Source organism: Streptomyces sp. NPDC093586, assembly GCF_044764905.1.
Lineage (GTDB): Bacteria > Actinomycetota > Actinomycetes > Streptomycetales > Streptomycetaceae > Streptomyces.
The window spans coordinates 1-22,866 of the sequence record NZ_JBIWJA010000044.1 but is presented as its reverse complement, the minus strand read 5'-3'; the positions used below and the strand labels follow the sequence as shown (position 1 = coordinate 22,866).

Annotated in this window: 16 protein-coding genes and 2 pseudogenes; 13 read left to right on the top strand and 5 right to left on the bottom strand. The window is 70.3% G+C overall.

Annotation, left to right across the window (positions count from 1 at the left end; all coding sequences use genetic code 11):
- Positions 1-30: 30 nt before the first annotated feature.
- Positions 31-1,059 (bottom strand): LacI family DNA-binding transcriptional regulator, encoded by a 1,029-nt coding sequence (locus ACIRFH_RS31395; RefSeq protein ID WP_403528241.1) that lies wholly within the window; start codon positions 1,057-1,059, stop codon positions 31-33.
- A complete protein-coding gene (locus tag ACIRFH_RS31390; RefSeq protein ID WP_403528238.1) occupies positions 1,056-3,479 on the bottom strand; it encodes a glycoside hydrolase family 2 protein in 2,424 nt (807 codons plus the stop codon). Before ACIRFH_RS31390 ends, ACIRFH_RS31395 begins: the two co-directional genes overlap by 4 nt.
- A gap of 268 nt (positions 3,480-3,747) precedes the next feature.
- Between ACIRFH_RS31390 and ACIRFH_RS31385 the strand changes: the two genes are divergently transcribed.
- The 8 genes from ACIRFH_RS31385 (at position 3,748) to ACIRFH_RS31350 (ending at position 14,482) form a co-directional block, all read left to right on the top strand.
- On the top strand, positions 3,748-5,070 hold the full coding sequence (locus ACIRFH_RS31385) for an ABC transporter substrate-binding protein (RefSeq protein ID WP_403528235.1): 1,323 nt from the start codon (positions 3,748-3,750) through the stop codon (positions 5,068-5,070).
- 104 nt (positions 5,071-5,174) lie between these two features.
- Positions 5,175-6,146 carry a carbohydrate ABC transporter permease gene (locus ACIRFH_RS31380; protein WP_403528233.1) on the top strand — a complete coding sequence of 324 codons (972 nt, stop codon included), beginning with the start codon at positions 5,175-5,177 and terminating at the stop codon, positions 6,144-6,146.
- Positions 6,143-7,012 (top strand): carbohydrate ABC transporter permease, encoded by an 870-nt coding sequence (locus ACIRFH_RS31375; RefSeq protein ID WP_403528230.1) that lies wholly within the window; start codon positions 6,143-6,145, stop codon positions 7,010-7,012. The genes ACIRFH_RS31380 and ACIRFH_RS31375 overlap by 4 nt, the downstream gene beginning before the upstream one ends.
- 217 nt (positions 7,013-7,229) lie before the next feature.
- On the top strand, positions 7,230-8,093 hold the full coding sequence (locus ACIRFH_RS31370; RefSeq protein ID WP_403528227.1) for a DoxX family protein: 864 nt from the start codon (positions 7,230-7,232) through the stop codon (positions 8,091-8,093).
- 244 nt (positions 8,094-8,337) lie between these two features.
- Positions 8,338-9,894, top strand: coding sequence for a Re/Si-specific NAD(P)(+) transhydrogenase subunit alpha (locus ACIRFH_RS31365; protein ID WP_403528225.1), 1,557 nt, complete (start codon positions 8,338-8,340; stop codon positions 9,892-9,894).
- Between the two features lie 5 nt (positions 9,895-9,899).
- Positions 9,900-11,366 carry a Re/Si-specific NAD(P)(+) transhydrogenase subunit beta gene (gene pntB, locus ACIRFH_RS31360; protein ID WP_403528222.1) on the top strand — a complete coding sequence of 489 codons (1,467 nt, stop codon included), beginning with the start codon at positions 9,900-9,902 and terminating at the stop codon, positions 11,364-11,366.
- A gap of 323 nt (positions 11,367-11,689) precedes the next feature.
- Positions 11,690-12,895, top strand: coding sequence for a cytochrome P450 (locus ACIRFH_RS31355; RefSeq protein ID WP_403528219.1), 1,206 nt, complete (start codon positions 11,690-11,692; stop codon positions 12,893-12,895).
- A 528-nt stretch (positions 12,896-13,423) separates the two neighbouring features.
- Positions 13,424-14,482 (top strand): type III polyketide synthase, encoded by a 1,059-nt coding sequence (locus ACIRFH_RS31350; protein ID WP_403528216.1) that lies wholly within the window; start codon positions 13,424-13,426, stop codon positions 14,480-14,482.
- A gap of 197 nt (positions 14,483-14,679) precedes the next feature.
- On the opposite strand, the gene ACIRFH_RS31345 is transcribed toward ACIRFH_RS31350, so the two are convergent.
- On the bottom strand, positions 14,680-15,249 hold the full coding sequence (locus ACIRFH_RS31345) for a TetR/AcrR family transcriptional regulator (RefSeq protein ID WP_403528213.1): 570 nt from the start codon (positions 15,247-15,249) through the stop codon (positions 14,680-14,682).
- Positions 15,250-15,342: 93 nt separating this feature from the next.
- On the opposite strand from ACIRFH_RS31345, the gene ACIRFH_RS31340 reads away from it, so the two are divergent.
- Complete coding sequence (locus ACIRFH_RS31340) at positions 15,343-16,800, top strand: MDR family MFS transporter (protein WP_403528210.1); 1,458 nt, start codon at positions 15,343-15,345, stop codon at positions 16,798-16,800.
- 431 nt (positions 16,801-17,231) lie between these two features.
- Here ACIRFH_RS31340 and ACIRFH_RS31335 read toward each other — a convergent pair whose 3' ends face one another.
- A complete protein-coding gene (locus ACIRFH_RS31335; protein ID WP_403528207.1) occupies positions 17,232-18,152 on the bottom strand; it encodes a carbohydrate kinase family protein in 921 nt (306 codons plus the stop codon).
- 328 nt (positions 18,153-18,480) lie between these two features.
- A pseudogene (locus tag ACIRFH_RS31330) lies at positions 18,481-18,810 on the bottom strand (hypothetical protein); the annotation flags it as partial.
- Positions 18,811-19,655: 845 nt separating this feature from the next.
- On the opposite strand from ACIRFH_RS31330, the gene ACIRFH_RS31325 reads away from it, so the two are divergent.
- From ACIRFH_RS31325 to ACIRFH_RS31310, 4 genes and pseudogenes are all read left to right on the top strand, one after another.
- Positions 19,656-21,353, top strand: a complete 1,698-nt coding sequence (locus ACIRFH_RS31325; protein ID WP_403528204.1) for a carbohydrate-binding module family 20 domain-containing protein — start codon at positions 19,656-19,658, stop codon at positions 21,351-21,353.
- A 27-nt stretch (positions 21,354-21,380) separates the two neighbouring features.
- Positions 21,381-21,512: pseudogene (locus ACIRFH_RS31320) on the top strand (hypothetical protein); the annotation flags it as partial.
- A 423-nt stretch (positions 21,513-21,935) separates the two neighbouring features.
- A complete protein-coding gene (locus tag ACIRFH_RS31315) occupies positions 21,936-22,265 on the top strand; it encodes an alpha-amylase (RefSeq protein ID WP_403528201.1) in 330 nt (109 codons plus the stop codon).
- A gap of 378 nt (positions 22,266-22,643) precedes the next feature.
- A partial coding sequence (locus tag ACIRFH_RS31310; protein WP_403528198.1) for a transposase occupies positions 22,644-22,866 on the top strand: 223 nt, incomplete at its 3' end.

The window sequence follows — 22,866 nt, the reverse complement described above, 5'->3', positions numbered from 1 at the left end:
GTGCCGCGCCCCTCGAGGCGTACCCGTGGGTCAGGACCGGGGCGAGGCCGTGGACGCCCTCGGCACGAGCGACGGTGTCGCCACCGGCCGGGACACGACCTCGTGACCGGCGACCACCTCGAACAGCACCCGTGCGACCTGCGCCCCGAAGCCGTGCACGTCGTGGCTCATCGCGGACAGCGTGGGATGGGTCAGCCGGCACAGCTGCGAGTCGTCCCAGGCCAGCAGCGACAGGTCGTCCGGCACCGAGACGCCCATCTCGGCGGCGACGCCCAGTCCGGCGACCGCCATGATGTCGTTGTCGTAGACGATCGCCGTGGGCCGGTCACCGGACAGCAGGAGGGAGCGTGTGGCGCGTGCGCCCTCCTCGCCGGAGAAACCCGTCTCGACGTGCAGGCCGCCCTCGAGGCCGAGTTCCCCCATGGTCCGCTCGAACGCGGCCGCCCGGATGGCGCTGTGTCCCAGCCCGACCGGGCCGCCCACGCGGGCGATGCGCCGGTGGCCCAGAGCCGCCAGGTAGCGCACCGCCTCGCCGACGGCGGCGGCGTCATCGGTCCACACCGAGGGGAAGCCCCCCGTGAGAGAGGGGTGCCCGACCGCGACGGCGGGCAGGCCCAGCTCCCGCAGGGGGGCGATGCGGGGATCCTCCTGGTGGAAGTCGACCAGGATCGAGCCCCCCACCTGGCGCTCCCGCCACCAGCGCTCCTGGAGGAGGATCTCCTCCTCCAGCGAGCCGACCAGGCGCAGCAGCAGGGAGCAGTCCCGCTCCGCCAGCACGCTCTCGATGCCGGAGACGAACTCCATGTAGAAGGGCTCCAGGCCCAGCAGCCGGGCGGGCCGGCAGATGGCCAGCCCGACGGTGTCGACGGACTGGCGGGACAGGCTGCGGGCCGAGGAGTTCGGGGCCCAGCCGAGCTGCCGGGCCGCCGCGAAGATCCGCTCCCGGGTGGCCGCGGAGACCCCCGGTTTGTGGTTGAACGCCAGTGACACGGCGCCCTTGGACACGCCGGCGGCCGCGGCGACGTCCTTGATGGTGACGCGTTCGGAGGGTGCGCTCACGCCGGTTCCACGCAGAACAGTGCCGCGCGCACGGTATTGGCGCGGGTCTGCGCCGCCCCCGTGACCCGCAGGCGGGCCTGCTCCCCGGGGAGCAGGGTGCGCAGACCGGTGTCGCAGACGGCGTCCGGGCCGAGCCGGTCCACCTGCAGCAGGAGATCACGTACCAGGGTGTGAGCGGTTACCACGACCTCGACACTACCGGCTCCGGCACCGACGGGGGACTCCACCGCCACGTCGAAACGCGGGACCGGGTAGGCGAACTCCTTGTCGGCCACGGGGAAGTGGAGCGCGCGCAGCGCGTCGCAGTCGGCGACGAGGAACTCCTTTCCGGACCTCTCGTCCGGTGCCAGGTCCTGCGGGACGGCCTGTCGGTGGACCGAGCGCGCGGCCACGGTCACGTCGAGCACGTGCTCCGCCACCCCGGTGCCGTCGGCCCGCATCCGGCGCAGGACCACGCGTGCCTGCCAGGGTTCGGCGGCCTGGTTGACGACGGCGAGCACCGGGCCCTCGGCGCCCGGCTGGAGCGTGAGGAGGCGGTCGGCGTAGACCCGGCGCAGCTCGTGGTAGAGCGGCTTGAGCCGGCCGTCACCGTCCACCGCCGCCCAGGAGCTGACCGGCCAGCAGTCGTTCAGCTGCCAGACCACGGTGCCCGCGCAGACCGGCCAGTGCGAGCGCCAGTGCTCGATGCCGGCGGCGACCGCGCGGGCCTGCACGACCTGCGTGAGGTAGTGCCAGCGGTCGAAGTCGCCCTCGGGCGGCGCGAAGTGGCGCTCCAGGCCGCGGTTCAGCTTGCCGTTGCCGTCCTCCGCCTTCTGGTGGTGCAGCATGCCGGGGGAGTCCGGGGCGAACTGTTCACCGGGCAGCGCGCGCCGCAGGGTGGCCATCGCGGGCGGCGCCTGCCAGCCGAACTCCGCCACGAAGCGGGGCACCGAGTCGCGGTACTCGGCGTAGTCCCGGCGGTTCCAGACCTCCCACGAGTGATGGGTGCCGTGGGCCGGGTCGTTGGGGTGGTGGTCCCACGAACCGGACCACGGGCTGCCCGCGGTGTAGGGGCGGGTCGGGTCGAGTTCGGCGACCACGCGCGGCAGCAGGTCCAGGTAGTAGCCGCCGCCCCACGAGTCGCCGGCCAGCTCCGGCTCCCACTCCCAGTCGCGGAAACCCCACAGGTTCTCGTTGTTGCCGTTCCACAGCACGAGGCTCGGGTGCGGCATCAGGCGGACAACGTTGTCGCGCGCCTCGGCCTCGATCTCGCCCCGCAGGGGCTGCTCCTCGGGGTAGGCGGCGCAGGCGAAGAGGAAGTCCTGCCAGACCATCAGTCCCAGTTCGTCGCAGACGTCGTAGAAGGCGTCGTCCTCGTAGATCCCGCCGCCCCAGATCCGCACCAGGTCCACGCCTGCCTCGGCCGCCTGCCGCAGCCGGGTGCGGTAGCGGTCGGGGGTGATCCGGGAGGGGAAGACGTCGTCCGGGATCCAGTTCACCCCGCGGGCGAAGATCCGTACGCCGTTGACGACGAGGGTGAACCCGGTGCCGTGCTCGTCCTCGGAGCGGTCCAGTTCCACGGTGCGGAAACCGACGCGCCGCTGCCAGGAGTCCAGCGGCCGCTGCCCGGGCTCGTCCTCGACGAGCAGCAACTCCAGGTCGTACAGCGGCTGTTCGCCGTAGCCGCGCGGCCACCACAGGGAGACGTCGGGCACGTCCAGGGTCAGTACGGCCCGGGTGCCCTCCACCGTGCCCCGCGCCCGGACGTCGCCGACGGCCGCCTGCACGGCGAGCGGGCGGTCCGCGCCCTGTCCAGTGCGCTCGATCTCGATGTGCACCTCGATCCGTCCGGTGCCGTCGACGACCGTCACGAGGGGCCGCACGTCGGCCAGCCGGGCCGTCGACCAGCGCTCCAGCCGGACCGGGCGCCAGATGCCGGCGGTCACGAGCGTCGGCCCCCAGTCCCAGCCGAAGCTGCACGCCATCTTGCGGATGTACTGGAAGGGCTCGGGATAGACGTTCGGGCGGTCACCCGTCAGCGCGCGCACCGCCTCGGCCTCGTCGTAGGCGGAGGCGAAGTCCACCCGCAGCAGGCCGCCGAGGCCCGTGACGTCGAAGCGGTGGCGGCGGTGCATGTTCCGGGTGCGGCCCAGCTCCCGTCCGTCCAGGGTGATCACCGCGGCCGTGTCCAGGCCGTCGAAGACCAGATCGGTCCGCTCGTGCTCCTCCTCGTCGGCGCCGGGGCCGTCGAGGTCCCGGACGTAGGTCCAGGCGCGGCGGCCGACCCAGGCCACCTCGGGTTCGTTGATGCCGAGGAAGGGGTCGGGGATCAGGCCGGCCGAGAGCAGATCGGTGTGGACACAGCCGGGGACCTGGGCGGGCAGGGAGTCCTCGCCGTGGCGCAGGCTCCAGCCCTCGGTGAGCGGGACGACTTCCTTCATGTGCGGCTCCTTAGGCAGGGCGGGTCCCGGTACGTGGTTGACCGGCACAACCTAACGCTCAAGGTGTTAACCGGTCTAGTCATCTCCTGTCGGCGGCCGTCGCGCACAAAACCGCAGCTCCGGTGATCGATGATCGGTCATCTTCTTTCCTGCGTGTAACGATTGAGTATCGCGGAGAACAAGGGAGCTTTACCGGTTCACTGACGGCTGACATAGTCGCCGTCAGCCACCGCAGCCCGAGCCGTAGTCCATGGAAGGAGCTGGGCACATGGGGAAGAAGACGCTGAGCGTCGCTCTGCTGACCACCGCGATGCTGACCGTCGCGGGGTGCAGCGGAGCCGGGAGCCCGAACGCCGACGAGACCGCCGCCGCGCCGGTGAGCCCGGACGGTGTCTCGGGCGACATCACCGTCCTCACCAATCGCACCGACCTCGTGCAGGACGGGACGATGAAGAAGTACGCGGCCGAGTTCAACAAGACCTACCCCAAGGTGAAGGTCAAGTTCGAGGCCCTCACCGACTACGAGGGTGAGGTCAAGATCCGCATGAACACCGAGAAGTACGGGGACGTCCTGCTGATCCCCGGGGTGGTCGCCAAGGGGGACTACCCGAAGTTCTTCGCGCCGCTCGGTGACACGTCGTCGATGAAGGGCACCTACCGCTTCACCGACAAGACCGACGTCAAGGGCAAGACGTACGGCATCGCGTCCTTCGGCACCGCCAACGGCTTCGTCTACAACAAGGCCGTGTGGAAGAAGGCCGGCATCACCGACTGGCCGACGACCACCCAGCAGTTCCTCGACGACCTGAAGGCCGTCAAGGACAAGACGGGTGCCACGCCCTACTACACCAACTTCAAGGACGGCTGGCCGCTCAGCAGCCCCTGGACCAACAGCATCGGCTCCGTCAGCTGTGACGCGCAGGCCTCCGACAAGCTGGCCGCGATGGACAAGCCCTGGGACAAGGGCACGGACCTGAACGCGCTCGACACCCTGCTCCACGACATCGTGCACGCGAAGCTGTCGGAGAAGGACCCGGCCACCACCAACTGGGAGAGCTCCAAGACCCTCCTGGCCAAGGGTGAGATCGGCAGCATGATGCTCGGCTCCTGGGCCGTCAACCAGATGCGCGACGCGGCCGAGAAGGCCGGCAAGAACCCCGACGACATCGGCTTCATGCCCGTACCGGCCCAGCAGGGCGGCAAGTTCTGCGCCACCCTGGTCTCCGACTACCAGCAGGCCGTGAACATCCACTCCGACCACAAGAGCGCCGCCCGGGCCTGGATCGACTGGTTCACCACGAAGTCCGGCTTCGCGGCGAAGGAGGGCGCCGTCTCCGCGCTGAAGTCCGACCCGATGCCCGAGACACTCAAGGGCTATGTTGACAACGATGTCAAGATGGTGGAACGCTCCGAGGCCAAGACCGCCGAGGTCAACGCCATCGACAACGCCTCCGAGATCGGCCTGGCCAAGCCGGACTACCGCCAGAAGCTCATCGACATCGCCCGCGGCGCCGTGAAGGGCTCCCTCGACGACTACTTCGACGATCTGAACAAGCGCTGGTCCGAGGCCAGGCAGACCGCCGGCTCCTGAACCTGCCCGCCGGGTTCCGGCCTCCAGGCCCTCCCGACACTCCCGGCTCCGGCCGGAACCCGGCGTACCAGTGCCCAGCGGACGACGAAAGGCCCGGCTCCGCAATGACCCGAACCGCTTCCACCGCATCACCGCCCGCCCCGGCCACCGAGCCGGGCCGGACCGGCGAACAAGCCTCCCGCCGCGCACCGGACGGCCGCTCCTGGCGCAACCGACCGATGCGCCGGGTGACCCCGTGGCTGTTCCTGATCGCCCCCATCGCCCTGCTGGTCACGTTCACCTACGTGCCGGTGGGCAACATGATCTACTACAGCTTCACCGACTGGGACGGGGTCAGCCCCGACCGCAACTTCGTCGGCACGGAGAACTACACCGAACTCTTCACCCGCCCCGAACTGTTCCGGGTGTTCGCGGTGAGCCTCTACTACCTGGCGGCGTCCGTCGTACAGATCGCGATCGCCCTGTACTTCGCCACCGTCCTCAGCTTCGACCTGCGGTTCAGGAACCTCTTCAAAGGCATCCTGTTCTTTCCCTACCTGATCAACGGCGTCGCCATCGGCTTCGTCTTCCTGTACTTCTTCCAGGACGGCGGCACCCTCGACTCGGTCCTGTCCTGGTTCGGCGCGGGCTCCGACCACGCCTGGCTGGGCAGCCCGGAATCGGCCAACACCTCACTGGCCGGCGTGTCCGTCTGGCGCTTCACCGGCCTGAACTTCGTCCTATTCCTCGGCGCGATCCAGTCGATCCCCGGGGAGCTCTACGAGGCCGCCCAGCTGGACGGCGCGAGCCGGTGGCAGCAGTTCCGGCACATCATCGCGCCGAGCATCCGGCCGGTGCTGAGCCTCAGCGCCATCCTGGCGATCTCGGGTTCCCTCTCGGTCTTCGAGATCCCGTACATCATGACCGGCGGCGCGACCGGCACCTCGACCTTCGTCATCCAGACGGTCAAGTTCGCCTTCCAGTTCAACAAGACCGGCCTGGCCTCGGCCTGTGCCGTGGTGCTGCTGGTGATCATCCTGCTGATCACCTGGATCCAGCGCCGGCTCGTGCCCGACGAGAAGGTGGACCTCGTATGACCGTCACCGCCCCCGCCCCCGCCCCGGACCGGACGCGCCGGCGTCCGCGCGTCGGCACCGCGCTGACGTACCTGTCGCTCGTCGTCGCCTCGCTCGTGGTGCTGCTGCCGCTCGCCGTGGTGTTCCTGACCTCGCTCAAGTCCTACGAAGAGATCGCCGACGGTCAGGGTGCCCTGTCCCTGCCGGACGACTGGCTCAACTTCTCCAACTACGCCACGGCCTTCAACGACGGCCACATGCTCACGGCCTTCGGCAACACCGCCTTCATCCTGGTGTTCTCCATCACGGGCACCGTGGTCATCGGCTCGATGACGGCGTACGCCATCGACCGCTTCGACTTCCGGTTCAAGAAGCTGGTCATGGCCCTGTTCCTGATCGCCACGCTGGTACCGGGCGTGACCACCCAGGTCGCCACCTTCCAAGTGGTCAACAGCTTCGGCCTGTTCGACACCCGCTGGGCCCCGATCCTGCTCTACATGGGCACCGACATCGTGTCCATCTACATCTTCCTGCAGTTCATCCGGGGCATCCCCACGTCCCTCGACGAGGCCGCGCGGCTCGACGGCGCCAACGCGTTCACCATCTACCGGAAGATCATCTTCCCGCTGCTGAAGCCGGCGATCGCGACCGTCGTCATCATCAAGGGCATCACCACGTACAACGACTTCTACATCCCGTTCCTCTACATGCCCTCCGAGGAACTCGGGACCATGTCGACCGCCCTGTTCCGGTTCAAGGGACCGTTCGGAGCGCACTGGGAGAACATCTCGGCGGGAGCCGTCCTCGTGATCGTGCCGACCCTGGTGGTCTTCCTGTTCCTGCAGCGCTACATCTACAACGGCTTCGCGCAGGGAGCCACCAAGTAGGGCTTCGGAGGCGGCATCCACGCGGTGGATCACCGACATCGGGAGGCCGGATGGAACAGGGGGTTCCCTCGGCCGGCGGGCCGGCCGCACAGTGGCGGTCACGTCACCGCCCGGCGCACGCGTGAGGGTCGGCGATCCCATGGGACCGCTGCCGTGCCCTGCCGCGCACGGCACTCCGGCGGGACGGTCACCCAGCCCTTGGCGAGAGGACCCGGCCATGCCCGCCCCGAGAAGCACAGCCCTCCGTGACGTGCTCGGCATCGCTCCCGCACACCGCTTCCCGGCGGTCGCCCCCTGCGTCGTGCGCGTCACCGCCGGAGCGGTCGTGGCCGTCCACGGGCTGGACAAGCTCGTGGACGGCCCCGCCGCGTTCGGCGTCCACCTGGCCTCCCTGGGCGTGCCCGCACCCGATGCCGTGGGCTGGGCCGTGGCGCTCGGCGAGACGGCGGGCGGTCTCCTGCTCACCGTCGGTCTGCTGTCCCGGCTGGTGTCGGTCCTGCTGTCCCTGCACCTGTTCGGTGCGATCGCCCTGGTCAACGCCGATACGGGTTTCATGACACCGCAGCAGGGCCAGGCGACCGGCGCCGGTGCGGAGTTCCCGGTGCTCCTCGTCGCCGGACTGGCCGTCGTCGTCCTCGCCGGCCCGGGGCCGTTCGCGCTCGACCGGGTCGTCGGGCTGGAACGGGGTGCCGCCGGGCTCTCCTCGCCCGCTGCCGCGTTCTCGCCGCCCGCCCCCGCGACGTTCTCCTCGCTCTCTGTCATGGCCGGCGCGGCCCCTTCCGCCGCCACGCCCGACACACCCCGCGTCCCCGTCCGCCCGGCTGTGCGCGCGACCTTGACCAGCGGCGCGATCGGGGGAGTGATCGGGGCCGTGATGAGCGCCCTGGCGAACCACCTGGTCGTCGGCATGCCCGCGAGCGCCGGCGCCAACGCGGCCAACCACGCCGTCTCGGGACTGATCAGCGGCTTCCTCGCCGGTTTCCTGGGCCTCCTGACGTACCGGTGCAAGCACGACCGGCACACCGGTCCCGGGACTCCCCAGGCACACCCCGTGGCGACCCCGCCGGTGACCGAAATCTGACCTCGATAAGGAAAGCGCAGGTCAAGGGCGGGTCGGTACTCCTCGGAGCCCCGCCCTACGGCCGGACCGGGACGCAGGGCGGCGGCACGGCGGCCGACGGGCGGGACGCGCCACGGCCCCGCACGTCTGCGTGGGCGACTCTGGCGGGTAGGTTCCTACGGCCTGCGCCCACAGGGAGAGGGCCGATGGGCAGCCAGTGATCGCGGACATCCCGTCACCTTCCCTCCGAGGAGGAACACGAGACATGGCTTCACATGAATCCGCGCACCACCCACCACGGCGCATCGGCGTGGTGGCCGAGTCCGGCACCGGGGAGACGCGTGTCGCGGCGACTCCCGCGACGGCCCGACAGCTGCTCGGCCTCGGTTACGAGGTCGTGGTGGAGGCGGGGGCCGGCGCGGCCTCCGGTTTCAGCGACCGGTCCTACCTCGACGCCGGCGCCGAGATCGGCGAGGCCTGGACCGCGGACGTCGTCCTGAAGGTCACCTCGCCCTCCGACGAGGAGGTCGCCCGGCTGCGACGGGGTGCCGTCCTGGTCGCCCTGCTGGCCCCGGCACAGCGGCCCGGGCTGCTGCAGGCGCTCGCCGATGCCGGGGTCACCGCGCTGGCGCTGGACGCGGTGCCGCGCATCTCGCGGGCGCAGTCGATGGACGTCCTGTCGTCGATGGCGAACATCGCCGGGTACCGGGCGGTCATCGAGGCCGCGCACGTCTTCGGCCGGTTCTTCACCGGCCAGGTCACCGCGGCGGGCAAGGTGCCGCCGGCGAAGGTGCTGGTGGCCGGCGTGGGCGTGGCCGGGCTGGCGGCGATCGGCGCCGCCGCCAGCCTCGGCGCGATCGTCCGGGCCACCGATCCGCGGCCCGAGGTCGCGGACCAGGTCAGATCGCTCGGCGGCGAATACCTCCCGGTGGACGTCGCCCAGGAGACCGGCACCGACGGGTACGCGAGGGCGACCTCCGCCGACTACGACCGTGCCGCCGCCGAGCTCTACCACGAGCAGGCCCGGGACGTGGACGTCGTGATCACCACCGCGCTGATCCTGGGCCGGCCGGCGCCGCGTCTGCTGACGGCCCGGGACGTGGCCGTCATGAAGCCGGGCAGCGTCATCGTCGACATGGCCGCCGCGCAGGGCGGCAACGTCGAGGGCACCGTGCCAGGACGCGCGGTGGTCACCGGCAACGGCGTCACCCTCATCGGCTACACCGACCTCGCCTCCCGGCTGCCGGCCCAGGCCTCGCAGCTGTTCGCCACCAACCTGCTGAACCTGCTGAGACTCCTCACGCCCGGCAAGGACGGACAGCCGGTGATCGACTTCGACGACGTCGTGCAGCGGGCCGTGACCGTGGTGCGCGACGGGGAGATCACGTGGCCGCCACCACCCGTACCGGTCTCGGCCGCACCGGCCGCGCGGCCCACCGCCGAACCCGCCCCGCCCGAGCCCCGACGACCGAGGCCGACGCCCGCGGGACGCCTCGGCGTGCTCGGGCTCGGCATGCTCGCGATGTTCCTGCTCGTGGCCTTCGCGCCGGCCCGACTCGCAGAGAATCTCACCGTGTTCGCCCTGGCCGTGGTGATCGGCTACTACGTCATCGGTAAGGTGCACCACGCGCTGCACACCCCGCTGATGTCGGTGACCAACGCGATCTCCGGAATCGTCGTGATCGGCGCCCTGCTGCAGATCGGGCACGAGAGCCGGATCGTCACCGCGCTGTCCTTCGCGGCGATCCTGCTGGCGAGCGTCAACATCTTCGGAGGCTTCGCCGTCACCCGCCGCATGCTGTCCATGTTCTCGAAAGGCTGAGCCGGATGACCTCCCTGACGGCCTCTCACGCTGCCGATCTGGTCGCCGCCCTGTTGTTCATCCTCAGCCTGGCCGGCCTGTCCCAGCACCGCACCTCCCGCGCCGGCGTCGTCCACGGCATCGCCGGCATGGCCCTCGCCCTGGTCGCCACGGTCGTCGTGGCGGCGCAGAGCATCACCGTCGGCGCGGTGGCCCTGATCCTGCTGGCGACGGCGCTCGGCGCGGCCATCGGCCTGTGGCGGGCCCGCCGCGTCGAGATGACGCAGATGCCCGAACTCATCGCGGTGCTGCACAGCTTCGTCGGCCTCGCCGCGGTACTGGTGGGCTGGAACAGCTATCTGGAGGTGGAGGCGCACGGCACGGCGCAGACCCGGATCGGCGCCGGCCTGCTGGGCATCCACCACGCCGAGGTGTTCATCGGCGTCTTCATCGGCGCCGTCACCTTCACCGGCTCGATCGTCGCCTTCCTGAAGCTCTCGGCGCGCATCGAGTCCCGTCCGCTGACGCTGCCGGGCAAGAACGCGCTGAACATCGGCGCCCTCGCCGCCTTCGTCGCGCTGACCGTCCGGTTCACGATCAGTCCCGGCCTGCCGCTGATGATCGCGGTGACCGTACTGGCGCTGGCCCTCGGCTGGCACCTGGTCGCCTCGATCGGCGGCGGGGACATGCCCGTCGTCGTCTCGATGCTGAACAGCTACTCGGGCTGGGCTGCGGCCGCGGCGGGCTTCCTGCTCGACAACAACCTGCTCATCGTCACGGGCGCGCTGGTCGGCTCCTCCGGCGCCTACCTGTCGTACATCATGTGCAAGGCGATGAACCGGTCCTTCCTCTCCGTCATCGCGGGCGGCTTCGGCCTCGAGGCGCCGTCCGGCGGCGCCGAGGAGCAGGGCGAGTACCGCGAGGTGCGGGCGGCGGAGGCGGCCGAGATGCTCGCCCGGGCCCGCTCGGTGATCATCACCCCCGGGTACGGCATGGCCGTCGCCCAGGCCCAGCATCCGGTCGCGGAGCTGACGCGGCGGCTGCGCGAGCGGGGAGTGGAGGTCCGCTTCGGCGTCCATCCCGTCGCGGGGCGCCTGCCGGGGCACATGAACGTGCTGCTGGCCGAGGCCAAGGTGCCCTACGACATCGTCCTGGAACTGGACGAGATCAACGACGACTTCGCGGACACCTCGGTCGTCCTGGTCATCGGCGCCAACGACACCGTCAACCCGGCCGCGGCCGAGGACCCGGCCAGCCCGATCGCCGGCATGCCGGTGCTGCGGGTCTGGGAGGCGGAACAGGTCATCGTCTTCAAACGTTCCATGGCCTCCGGCTACGCGGGCGTACAGAACCCGCTGTTCTTCCGCGAGAACAGCGGCATGCTCTTCGGCGACGCCAGGCAGAGCGTCGAGGAGATCCTGCGCGCGCTCGGCACGCACGACGGCCACGGACCGGCCGGGGGCACGCGTCAGGCCGCACCGGCCCGCCGGTGACGCGGTCGCGAGGACGGCGGGCGGCCACCGGTCCGACCGGTGGCCGCCCGCGTCGTGCCGCCCGGCGTCGGGACACGTCCCCGAGGGCCGCACGCTCAGTGGTCGCCGCGGCCCTCACCCTCGAGGGACGACACCGAGACAGCTCGATGACTTCGGCCGTCCCCTGTCCGCCGGGCAACGACGAGCACCGGCCCGGGAGGCGGACCGCTGCCGGAGCATTACGCCGAATGGCCGGAGCGGTGCGTGCCTTCGCAGGCGACCGGGCATCCATGTCCCGTCCCGGACACATCGGCCCGTCATCAGATTTCCCTCGGGAGCCACGCATGGAACCAGCCGCCGTCGCGCGAAACTGCCCTTTCGACTATGCCGAGGCCCTCGAGTTCGATCCCGTGCTCCGGAGCCTGATGACCGAGGAGCCCGTCTCCCGCATCCGGCTGCCCCACGGCGAGGGAGAAGCATGGCTCGTCACCGGCTACGACGACGTACGCACGGTGACGACGGACCGGCGTTTCAGCCGCCACGCCATCATCGGCCGGAACTTTCCGCGCATGACCCCTGAGCCCATCGTTCAGGACGAGGCGATCAACGTGATGGACCCGCCGGCCAGCAGCCGCCTGCGCAGCCTGATCTCCAAAGGTTTCGCGCCTCGTCACATGGAACGCATGCGGGTCCGCACCCAGCACGTCGTGAACGAACTGCTCGACCGGATGGCGGAGCACGGTTCTCCCGCGGACCTCGTCGAGCACCTGGCCGACCCCCTGCCCCTGGCCACCATCTGCGAGGTCCTCGACATTCCCGAGGCCGACCGGGCCCGACTGCGCTCCCACGCACGGACCATGATGGACACCGGCGTCGACAACCGGGACAACGCGGTACGGGCCAAGGCCGATCTCCGCGCCTACTTCCAGACGTTGACCCGGCACCGGCGCGAGAACCCCGGTGACGACCTGATCAGCGCGCTGGCCACGGCCCGCGACGGAGACGAGCTCCTCGACGACCAGGAGCTGGCCGTCATGGCCATGGTCCTCCTCATCACCGGTCAGGACACCACCACCTACCAGATCGGGAACATCGCCTACACCCTGCTCACCCGCCCCGAAGAGTTCGCCATGCTGCGCGCCGATCCCGGTATGCTCCCGCAGGCCATCGAGGAACTGCTGCGCTTCATCCCCTTCCGCAAAGGCGTCGGCATCCCCCGCGTCGCCCTGGAAGACGTGACACTGAGCGGGGTGACCATCAAGGCCGGGGACATCGTGCACGTCTCCTACCTGACGGCCAACCGTGACGGACGCAAGTTCGACCGGCCTGACGAGCTGGATCTGAAACGCTCCGGTCCGTCTCACATGACCTTCGGCTGGGGCGGACACCACTGCCTCGGCGCTCCGCTCGCCACCACGGAACTCCAAGTCGCGATGGGAACGCTCCTGGAGCGCTTCCCCGACCTGAAACTGGCGAAGCCGGCCGAGGAAGTGCGCTGGAACAAGACGTCGATCTGGCGGTATCCGCTCGCGCTGCCCGTCACCTGGTGACCTCGGTCGCCCCGGGAGTCCGTGCGCCGAGGCTCCCTTCACAGGGGTGACGAGGCCCCTTTCGCACGGCTTCGGCCGACTGCCGCCCGCTGTGCTCCGCCCCGCTGCGGAGCACAGCGGGCGGCAGGGCACGAAAGGCTCCGGGGGACGAACCGCCGGCTCGACTGGCCGGGAACAGGACGGTCAGCGACAATGCGTCCTCACAAGGGCCACCGCCCGCTGTGTTCCGGCCCCTCCCGCCGAACGCTCCGCTGACATGCGGCCTTCACCCTCCCGTCGTAACGTGAACCAGACGGCTGACCAAGCCGTGGCGGATCACCTTCCGTCCGTACGGGGAGAACTCAGTCTTCGACGGTCCATCCCGACCGCGTCCGTGCCAGGGACGTCGAATCCGGCAACGGAGCCCGCCCGAGACCTGTTTCGCACCGTTTCCGTGCGGACGGATCCTTGCGGCCACCACCGGAAGACGAACTGCCCGCATGTGGTCACGGTCCGGCCGTGGGGACCACGTCCACTGGGAGGCATTCCATGGCGGTTCTCTGCAAGCCGGCGATCGAAGTGCCCGAGTACGTCATCACCAACGAGGAGACGCTCGAGCTGGCGCGACGGCTGCACGGCGACCATCCGCAGCTCGGACTCGCCCTCAGGCTCATCGAGAACACCGGCGTACAGAAACGGCATCTGATCCAGCCCATCGAGAAGGTGCTGCAGCATCCGGGCGTCGACGCCCGCAGCGCCACCTACGAGGCACACACCAAGGCCCGCGTGCCGGCCGTGGTGCGCCGGGCCCTCGCCCAGGCGGAACTGGAACCGCAGCAGATCGACATGATCATTTACGTGTCCTGCACCGGCTTCATGATGCCGCCGCCGACCGCATGGCTCATCGACACGATGGGCTTCCGGCCGGAGACCCGGCAGCTGCCCATCGCCCAACTCGGCTGTGCGGCGGGCGGCGCGGCCATCAACCGGGCGCACGACTTCTGTACGGCCCACCCCGACGCCAACGCGCTCGTCGTCGCCTGCGAGTTCTGCTCGCTGTGCTACCAGCCCACCGACCTCGGCGTGGGGTCCCTGCTGTCCAACGGCCTGTTCGGCGACGGGATCGCCGCGGTCGTGGTCCGGGGCAACGGCGGCACCGGAGTCCGTCTGGAACGCAACGGTTCGTACGTCATCCCGGGCACCGAGGAGTGGATCTCCTACGCGGTCCGCTCCACAGGCTTCCACTTCCAGCTCGACAAGCGTGTGCCCGGGACCATGGAGCCCCTCGCCCCGGCCCTGCAGGCCCTCGCGGAACAGCATCAATGGAACGCCAGCAAGATGGACTTCTACATCATCCACGCGGGCGGTCCGCGCATCCTGGACGACCTGAGCCTGTTCCTCGACGTGCCACCCGAGGCGTTCCGCTTCAGCCGCGCCACCCTCACCGAGTACGGCAACATAGCCAGCGCGGTGGTGCTCGACGCCCTGGCCCGCATGTTCGACGAGGCATCGGCCCTCGATGGGCACCGCGGCCTCATGGCCGGCTTCGGGCCCGGCATCACCGCCGAGATGGCACTGGGCACCTGGATCTCGGAGTCCGAGTCCTGACGCCCGTCGGCCGTGCCGCGGGACGGCCACTCGCACCGCCGACGAGCGCCGCGGCGGCGACCCGTCCGCGCGGCAGTCGGGAACGTGTGCCGCATCGCCGTCCCCCGGCATCGGCAGGGGCCCGGACCGGACGACGGCCGGGTCCTCGCGGCAGGGTGCGAAACGGTACTGCCGAAGGAAACGTCCTGGTACGTCCGTCAGCGCACCAGGGGGAGGAAGATCGTGTCGACGATCTCCCCGATGACGTCGTCGGGTACCGGGGCGACCGTCGAGAGGATCTCGTGGCGCAACAGCACGAAGGGAAGGGTCTTCACGCGCTCGGTGAGGACCTCCGGCCTGATCTCGCCGCGGGCGACGGCGCGGTCGAAGAGCGTGTCGAGCGCCGCCTTGCGGCCCGTCGCGACGGGATCGAACAGGCCGCCGGGACTTCGTCCGGTCTCCCGGTAGTAGCTGGCCAGGTGCGCGTACATCACGAGGACCAGCTGCACATGGGCGGTGCCGATCTCCCGCATGAGGGTGAGGAGATCCTCCCGCAGGCTCCCCGTGTCGGGAACGGCGGGACGGGACTCCTTCAGGACATGGACGATGGTCGCCCGGACGAGTTCGTCGCGGTCGGACCAGCGCCGGTAGAGCACGGGAGGGCTGGTGCCCGCGCGCTTGACGACGGCGTCCATGGTGAACCTGGCGTAACCGTTGACGGCGAGTTCGTCCCAGGCCGCCTCGAGGAGCGCCTTCTCCAGTACCGCTCCACGGCGCCGCTCGGCCATCGCGCCTCCCTGCCTTAGACAGGTTTGTGTTTCTTACGGTGTCTGCCTACCCTGCGAAAGGTAAGGAAGGTGGGTCTATCTTAAAGGTGAACCGTGAGCACTGCCCACGGGGCCGGGCCCGCCCTCACCGTCTCCGGCTCCGACCGCGTCGACCCCGCCGTGCGGCGCATGGCGGTCACCCTCATCGTCGGCGCCCTCGGTGCCGTCCTCGACACCACCGTCGTCAGCGTCGCCCTGAACGACCTGACCGCCTCCCTCGACGCCCCGCTGCCGACCGTCCAATGGGTCAGCACCGGCTACATGCTGGCCGTCTTCGTCACCATCCCGCTCGCCGGCTGGGCCCAGTCACGGCTCGGCGGCCGGCGTCTGTGGATCGCGGCCCTGGGCGGCTTCCTGACCGGCTCGCTCCTGAGCGCCCTGGCCTGGAACGCCGCCGGCCTCATCGCCTTCCGTCTCGTCCAGGGCCTCGCGGGCGGCATCATGATGCCGCTGATGTACACCCTGCTGGTGCAGGCCGCGAAGGGACGCGCCATCGGCAAGGTCATGGCCGTCATCACCGTGCCCACGGCGCTCGGTCCGGTCCTCGGTCCGGTCCTCGGTCCGGTCCTCGGCGGTCTCGTCCTCCACCTGGCCGACTGGCGCTGGCTGTTCCTCATCGACGTCCCCTTCTGCCTCGCCGGCATATGGCTCGCCCGGCGTGACCTGCCCGACGACCGCCCCGTCCCCGGCCACCCCCGCGCCCGCCCGGACACCGTCGGGCTGCTCCTGCTCTGCCCGGGTACCGCCGCCCTTCTCCACGGCCTCTCCCGGGTCGGCGACGGCACGGGCTTCGCCGCCGTCCAGGTCCTCGTCCCGCTGTTCGCCGGGTTGGTCCTGACCGGGGGCTTCACCGCCCGGGCGCTCACCCGGGCCGCCGGCTCCCTGGTCGACGTGCGCATGTTCCGGCACCGCTCGGTGGCCTCGTCCTCCGCCCTGCTCTTCCTGGGCGGCATCTCCCTGTTCGGGTCGATGACTCTGCTTCCCCTGTACTTCCAGCAGGTCCGGGGCGCGACCCCGCTCGGCGCCGGGCTGCTGCTCATTCCCCAGGGGGTCGGTGCCCTCGTCGCCCGCGGCCTGGCGGGCAGGTACATGGACCGAGTCGGCCCGCGCGCGGTGGCCCTCGTGGCCTTCGCCTCCGTCACCGTGACCACCGTGCCGTTCGCCTTCGTCACCGCCGGCACCGGCGAACTCCTGTTCACGGGAGCGCTGTTCGTGCGCGGCATCGCCCTGGGCGCTGCCATGATCGCGCCGATGGGCGCCGCCTACATCGGGCTGGAGCACGAGGAGATTCCCGGCGCCGGCATCATCACCCGCGTCGCCCAGCAGATCGGCGGCGCGGTGGGGATGGCCGTCCTCCTCGTCGTCCTCCAGCAGAACATCGACGACGCCCACACACCCACCGCACTCGCCAACGGCTTCGGTCACGCGTTCCGCTGGTCCGTGGCCCTCACCGCGGTCGCCGTTCCCCTGTGCCTGCTCCTGCCCGCCGTCCGGAGCGGTGAGCAGGAGTGAGCCTTGGACCCACGTGCTCCGTGCCTCTCTCGGCAGGTGGAGCCGGCCCGGGTGAACAGGGCCACGTGGTAGGGGAGTTGGGAGTGGGCATCCCCGATCCCGGGTATTCGTTCGTCCGGTGCGGCGAACGTTTCCGTCCCGCCCGTCACCGGTCAGGTATTCCGTGCTGTCGCCGGGCGCGCGGTCGGCCGCGGCGCCCCCAGCGTCTTTGCGACGACCGGTTGAGTCCAGGCACGGTCCGCCCAGGTCGAGGACCGGCGGGACGGGCGCCTCGGCACCCGGACGGCCGCCGTCACCTCCGCGACGTCGTCCACCGGCGCCGGTGCCGTCCACCGGTCCTCGGGCACCGTGACCGTCTCGCCGCGCATCAGCCGGTTGTCGAAGCCCCGCACTCGAAGGAGAAGCGGATGATGCGCACCCCGGGTGCTCCTTCACTCCGCCGGGACGGCGCGGGCGCAGGCCGCACGCAGACCGGGCAGGTCGATGAACTCGGTGTGGGTGCCGGCGGCCGCGCAGGCGAAGGCCCCCGACACCGATCCGGCCAGGACGCACTCCTCCACCGGGCGCCCCTCGAGGTGGGCGTGGAGGAAGGCGCTGACGAAGGCGTCTCCGGCGCCGTTGCTGTCGACGACCGGCCGCTCCGGCCGCACGGCGGGGAAGTGGCGCACCTTCGGCTCGCCCCGCATCAGCAGGTGGCAGCCGTCGGTTCCGTCGGTGGCCACGACGAAGCGGGCCCGGCCCTCGTCGAGGATGCCGTGCAGGACCTCGTCGAGCCGGTCGTGGACGGCCGCGGCGCTCATGAAGACGTAGTCGGAGGCGAGGGCGTAGGTCCGGTGGTGGGGGTTGTCGCCGTCCCAGTCGTGCAGGTCGGTGGAGCTGGACACCCCGAGCCGGTGGATGTCCTCGTACAGGTCGCGGTTGTGTCCGACGATCGAGAGGTGGACGTGGCGCGCCCGCTCCAGGTGGGGCAGGTAGAAGGCGCGGGGCAGCCGGAGGTCCTGCGGGTGCCGGGAGTCGTAGAAGGAGAAGCGGCGGCCCTGCGTGTCGACCAGGTTGACGCCGCGCGGGGTGCCGTGCGGGGACACCACGTGGCTGAAGTCGAGGCCGCGTCCGGCGTAGGCGGTGAGCACCGCGTGGCCCTGCGGGTCGTCGCCGAGGAAGTCGATGAACTTCGTGGCGAGGCCCAGGGCGTGGCAGCCGAGCGCCACGCCGTTGCCGGTGTGCGCGACGTAGTCGTGCACAGGGGGCACGTGCAGCGAATCGCCGGACGGGATCCGCAGTTCGTCGACGCGGACGACGGTGTCCACACCGGCTCCGCCGACCACCAGGACGTCGTAGGGGGACTGGCTCATGTTCGGGTTCCTTCCGTGACGGCAGCGGTGTCCTCGACCCGTTGCACGTGTCCGTTCTCCAGGACCACCGCCGAGTCGATGTCCTGACCGGGTGGGGACCGTGGCGCCGGGCAGCAGCAGGCTGCGCCTCACCCGCGCGTCCGCCCCGACGCGTACACCCGGGAACAGAACGCTGTGCTCCACCCGGCCTTCGTCGACGGGGTCCACCGGGACCAACGAGGCGACCGCGCCCAGGGAGTCGGCCACCCGGCCGCGGCCCGCCGGCCGCGAGCATCAGATGGGCCCGGTGGTAGCGCTCGACGGTGCCGATGCCCTCCCAGTGGCCGACCACCTCGTGGTCGCGGATGTCCTCGCCGCCCGCGAGAGTCGCGGGGATGCCGTCCCGGCCGATGTCGTGCTGCCGGTCGGTGCCGTCCAGCTTCTCCGGGTAGCGGTGCAGCACCGCGGCGTCGAAGGCGCGGAACGCGGCGAGGACCAGGTCGCTGGTCGGTTCGGCGGGCTTCCCCACGAACTCGGTGAGCCGGTCGGCACGGTCGAACAGAACGGGACCGCGTCCCTCGGCGAACACCCGGCGTCCGTGGACGGCTTCCTCGGAGGCGCCCGGTGTCGGATGCCGGGCCTCCCGTGCCAGGTGCTGTGTCTGCCGTAAGCCTGCCATCGCTGCCCCTGCTCGTCGGACCGGCTGCACCGCGCCCACCGGCGAACTGCGTTGTGGCACACCACGGCTGGCGGTTCGGTGGCGAGTCAAGCACTTGGATGCAGGAGCCTGCAAGGCTTTGCGGATCGTTCCAGAAAGTTTTTGCGAGCGGCCCCGCCGCTCCGGTTGAGCCGACGTGCTTGCGGCGCCACCACGCCTCACGTTCGAGGAAGGACCTGTGGGAACGCGCCCCAGACCGACCCGCCCCCGCATCGGCCGCGGCGCCGTCGCGGGACCGGCCCCCGTCTTTCGCGGGCTCACCGGTCGGTGATCGGCGACCACGGCAAGGTGTATCCCATCCCATGACATCGGCGATCCTCGTCATGGGTGGAGCGGGTTTCGTCGGCTCCGCCCGCTTCCGGTCCTGCTCGGCGGGGTTTCACGATGCGGCGTGGCGTTGCGGCCACCGCTCTGCTCGCGATCCCGACCGGAGCCACGGGACGGCACGCGGCACGGTGGCTGCGGGACCCCGTCCGCGGATCCGGCCCGGCGGACCGTGCGCGTGGGCCCGGACTCGCCGGGCCTCCGGACCGCCGGACCGGACGGTGAGGGAACGTAACACCTCTGGAACCCTTGCGAAAGACATTACGGAACCACAACCACCGCCTGGACCAGGGGTGTTGAAGTTCTTGTGGAGAGAAGAACGAGTCCTGACGGAAGGGTTGACCAAGGGTTGGGCGACTCGTACGGTCTCGGACGAAAACAGTTGCTGATTCTTTCAGCAAGAGGAACCCCTCAGGCCTGTCGGGCACGGCGCGTTGCTGCGTGAAGGCCTCTCATCCGCATCTGGTGGATCAGGAGGAACAATGGCCAACAGGACCGTGGCCACTGCACTCGCCCTTGTGGCGGGAGCCGCTGTGGTCGTCACGGCGCCCGGAACCGCGCAGGCGGATCCGCCCGGCGACAAGGACGTCACCGCGGTGATGTTCGAATGGGACTTCGACTCGGTCGCCAAGGCCTGCACCGGCGACCTCGGGCCGGCCGGATACGGGTACGTGCAGGTGTCACCGCCGAACGAGCGGGTCCAGGGTCCGCAGTGGTGGACCGCGTACCAGCCCGTCAGCTACAAGATCGCTACGAGACTGGGCGACCGTGCCGCCTTCAAGCGCATGATCGACACCTGTCACGCCGCCGGCGTCAAGGTCGTCGCCGACACGGTCATCAACCACATGGCCAACAGCGCCGGCACCGGTACCGGGGGCTCCTCCTACAGCAAGTACGACTACCCCGGCCTGTACTCCAAGTCCGACATGGACGACTGTCCGAGAGACATCGACGACTACGGGGACAGCTGGAACGTCCACCACTGCGAACTGTCGGGCCTGCCCGACCTCGACACCGGTGAGGAGTACGTCCGCAAGACCGTCGCCGGGTACCTGAACGACCTGCTGTCCCTCGGCGTGGACGGCTTCCGCATCGACGCCGCCAAGCACATTCCGCCGGGCGACCTCGCCGACATCAAGAGCCGGCTCGGCGACCCGGGCGTCTACTGGAAGCAGGAGACCATCGGGGCGCCCGGCGAGGCCGTGCAGCCGGGCCAGTACACCGGTACCGGAGACGTCCAGGAGTTCTCCTACGGCAAGGACCTGAAGCGCGTCTTCACCGGCGAGAAGCTCGCGTACCTGAAGAACATCGGCGAGGCCTGGGGGTACGTCCCGAGCGGCAAGGCCGCCACCTTCGTGACCAACCACGACACCGAGCGCCACGACACCACGCTGACCTACAAGGACGGCGCCAAGTACACCCTCGCCCACGTCTTCATGCTCGCCTGGCCCTACGGCTCACCGGACGTCCACTCAGGCTACGAGTTCACCGACGACGCGGGTGGCCCCGACAACGGCCGGGTCGACGCCTGCTACACCCACGGGTGGAAGTGCCAGCACGCCTGGCGCGAGATCGCCGGCATGGTCGGGTTCCGCAACACCGCGGGCAGCGCGGCCGTGACCGACTGGTGGGACAACGGCAACAACGCCATCGCCTTCGGCCGCGGAAGCAAGGCCTACGTCGCGATCAACCACGAGTCCGGCTCACTGACCCGCACCTTCCAGACGTCGCTGCCCGCCGGCACCTACTGCGACGTCCAGAGCGGCAAGCCCGTCACGGTGAACGGTGCCGGGCAGTTCACCGCGACCCTCGGCGCCGACACGGCCCTCGCCCTGCACACCGGCGCGACCGACTGCACCGGCCCGGGCGGCGGGGACCCCGGCGTCACCACCGGTGCCTCGTTCAGCGTCGACGCCACCACCGCCTGGGGCGAGAACATCTACGTCACCGGCGACAAGCCCGGACTCGGCAACTGGAACACGGCCGACGCGCTCAAGCTCGACCCGGCGGCCTACCCCGCCTGGAAACTCGACGTCGCCCTCCCGGCCGGCACCTCGTTCGAGTACAAGTTCCTCCGCAAGGACGCCTCCGGCAAAGTCACCTGGGAGAGCGGCGGCAACCGCACCGCCACCGTCCCCGCAGGCGGCAGGGCCCTGCTGAACGACACCTGGCGCAGCTGAACCAGGAAAGGGCACCCCGTCCGCCCGATCAAGGACCGCCCGGTCTTCGCAGTCGACCTGCGCGACCGCGACCGGGCCCGTACCGTGCTGCGCGGTCAGGTCATCGCGACCCAGCGGGCCGCCAACGGCGCGCTGCTCGCGGCCACGGGGGTCCGGTCGCACTGACGGAAACCGTACGCGAAGTGCCCGTGCCGGACGTCCGGCACGGGCACTTCGCGTACGGGGCGGTGCCGGGAACCGAGTGAGGGACGATCGCTTTCGGCCTCATCGCAGCCACTTCGCGCATCGTGAGCATGTCTTCGTCTGTCGACGGCAACAGGACCGCGGCAGCAGCAGGACCTGCCGTTTCATCCGACGGTAACCTCGATCGGTTCTGCAGTTCATCTGACCGACCGAGTCCGCACTCGGACGGTGCGTCGTAGAGGCGACGCGCTGAGCTGCTCGTTCACGCGACTTGGTGCCCGACTGTGTGGGAGAAAGACATGACTACGCCTTGCTGAAAATTGCCGCAAAGAATTTCAAGCGCACGAGGCCCCTCGTACTCTGAGGCCATTCGTTCACCTAATGAAGGAGAGCAGGGCGATGAGGCGATTCGTGCGTTCAACTGTCATGGCCACTGCGGTGGTTCTGGCCGTAGCGGTGCCGGGCACCTCGGCGCACGCCGAGTCCAAGGAGGGCACGGACAGCAGCCTCGCCGTACCCGCGTGCGTGACGTACAGCGCGGGCTGGCGCTACACGTTCGTCATCAACGACTGCTCCGCGGCCCACACCGTGAAGGTCGTGTACGGCGACGGAACGGACGTCCCGTGCCAGGAGGTGTCCCCGGGCGCCTGGTTCACCTTCCCGGGGTACGGAACGGCGGGGAACACGGTCGAGGGCGTCGTGCTGTGTGACAGCGCCGGCTCTGCCTGACCGCACCGCTCGCCCTCGCGAAGGCAGGCCCGAGGGGCCTCCGGCGCGCCCGGGTCAGCGTTCACCCGGGCGCGCCGCCGTGCGGGTCGCCGGTTCGGCCTCTGCCGGACCGGCGGCCGAAGCCGCGCCCCCGAGCCCCGGTACACCCACCGCCTCGCCGGCCTCCGACGGGGCCGGCGAGGCATCGACGACCTGATCCCCGTACACGGCCCCGTCCTCGTGCACGGCCTCGTCCCGTCCCGGCGCGGGCTCGTCACCACGCGACCGAGGGAACCCGGCGACGGGACGGCCCGAGGCCCAGCACCTGTACCGGCAGCGGCGTGCCGACCCTAGGCCGTGTATCGAAAGTGGATCTTGAGCTGTGAATGATCACGGTTCATGGGTCGGGGAGATCTCACGGTCGAACAGTGGGCGGTGCTGGAGCCGTTGTTGCCGAAGGGCGCGAAGGCGGGACGGCCGCCCGTCTGGCCTCGGCGGCAGTTGATCGACGGCATACGGTTCCGGGTCCGGACCGGTGTTCCGTGGAGGGACGTGCCCGTCGAGTACGGGCCGTGGACCCGGGTCTACGACCTGTTCCGCCGATGGCAGCGGGACGGCACCT

Bases quoted from the DNA above. Each gene is read 5' to 3' on its own strand.
- ACIRFH_RS31390 (WP_403528238.1), bottom strand. From the start codon at position 3,479: ATGAAGGAAGTCGTCCCGCTCACCGAGGGCTGGAGCCTGCGCCACGGC.
- ACIRFH_RS31385 (WP_403528235.1), top strand. From the start codon at position 3,748: ATGGGGAAGAAGACGCTGAGCGTCGCTCTGCTGACCACCGCGATGCTG.
- ACIRFH_RS31380 (WP_403528233.1), top strand. From the start codon at position 5,175: ATGACCCGAACCGCTTCCACCGCATCACCGCCCGCCCCGGCCACCGAG.
- ACIRFH_RS31375 (WP_403528230.1), top strand. From the start codon at position 6,143: ATGACCGTCACCGCCCCCGCCCCCGCCCCGGACCGGACGCGCCGGCGT.
- ACIRFH_RS31370 (WP_403528227.1), top strand. From the start codon at position 7,230: ATGCCCGCCCCGAGAAGCACAGCCCTCCGTGACGTGCTCGGCATCGCT.
- ACIRFH_RS31365 (WP_403528225.1), top strand. From the start codon at position 8,338: ATGGCTTCACATGAATCCGCGCACCACCCACCACGGCGCATCGGCGTG.
- pntB (WP_403528222.1), top strand. From the start codon at position 9,900: ATGACCTCCCTGACGGCCTCTCACGCTGCCGATCTGGTCGCCGCCCTG.
- ACIRFH_RS31355 (WP_403528219.1), top strand. From the start codon at position 11,690: ATGGAACCAGCCGCCGTCGCGCGAAACTGCCCTTTCGACTATGCCGAG.
- ACIRFH_RS31350 (WP_403528216.1), top strand. From the start codon at position 13,424: ATGGCGGTTCTCTGCAAGCCGGCGATCGAAGTGCCCGAGTACGTCATC.
- ACIRFH_RS31345 (WP_403528213.1), bottom strand. From the start codon at position 15,249: ATGGCCGAGCGGCGCCGTGGAGCGGTACTGGAGAAGGCGCTCCTCGAG.
- ACIRFH_RS31335 (WP_403528207.1), bottom strand. From the start codon at position 18,152: ATGAGCCAGTCCCCCTACGACGTCCTGGTGGTCGGCGGAGCCGGTGTG.
- ACIRFH_RS31325 (WP_403528204.1), top strand. From the start codon at position 19,656: ATGGCCAACAGGACCGTGGCCACTGCACTCGCCCTTGTGGCGGGAGCC.
- ACIRFH_RS31315 (WP_403528201.1), top strand. From the start codon at position 21,936: ATGAGGCGATTCGTGCGTTCAACTGTCATGGCCACTGCGGTGGTTCTG.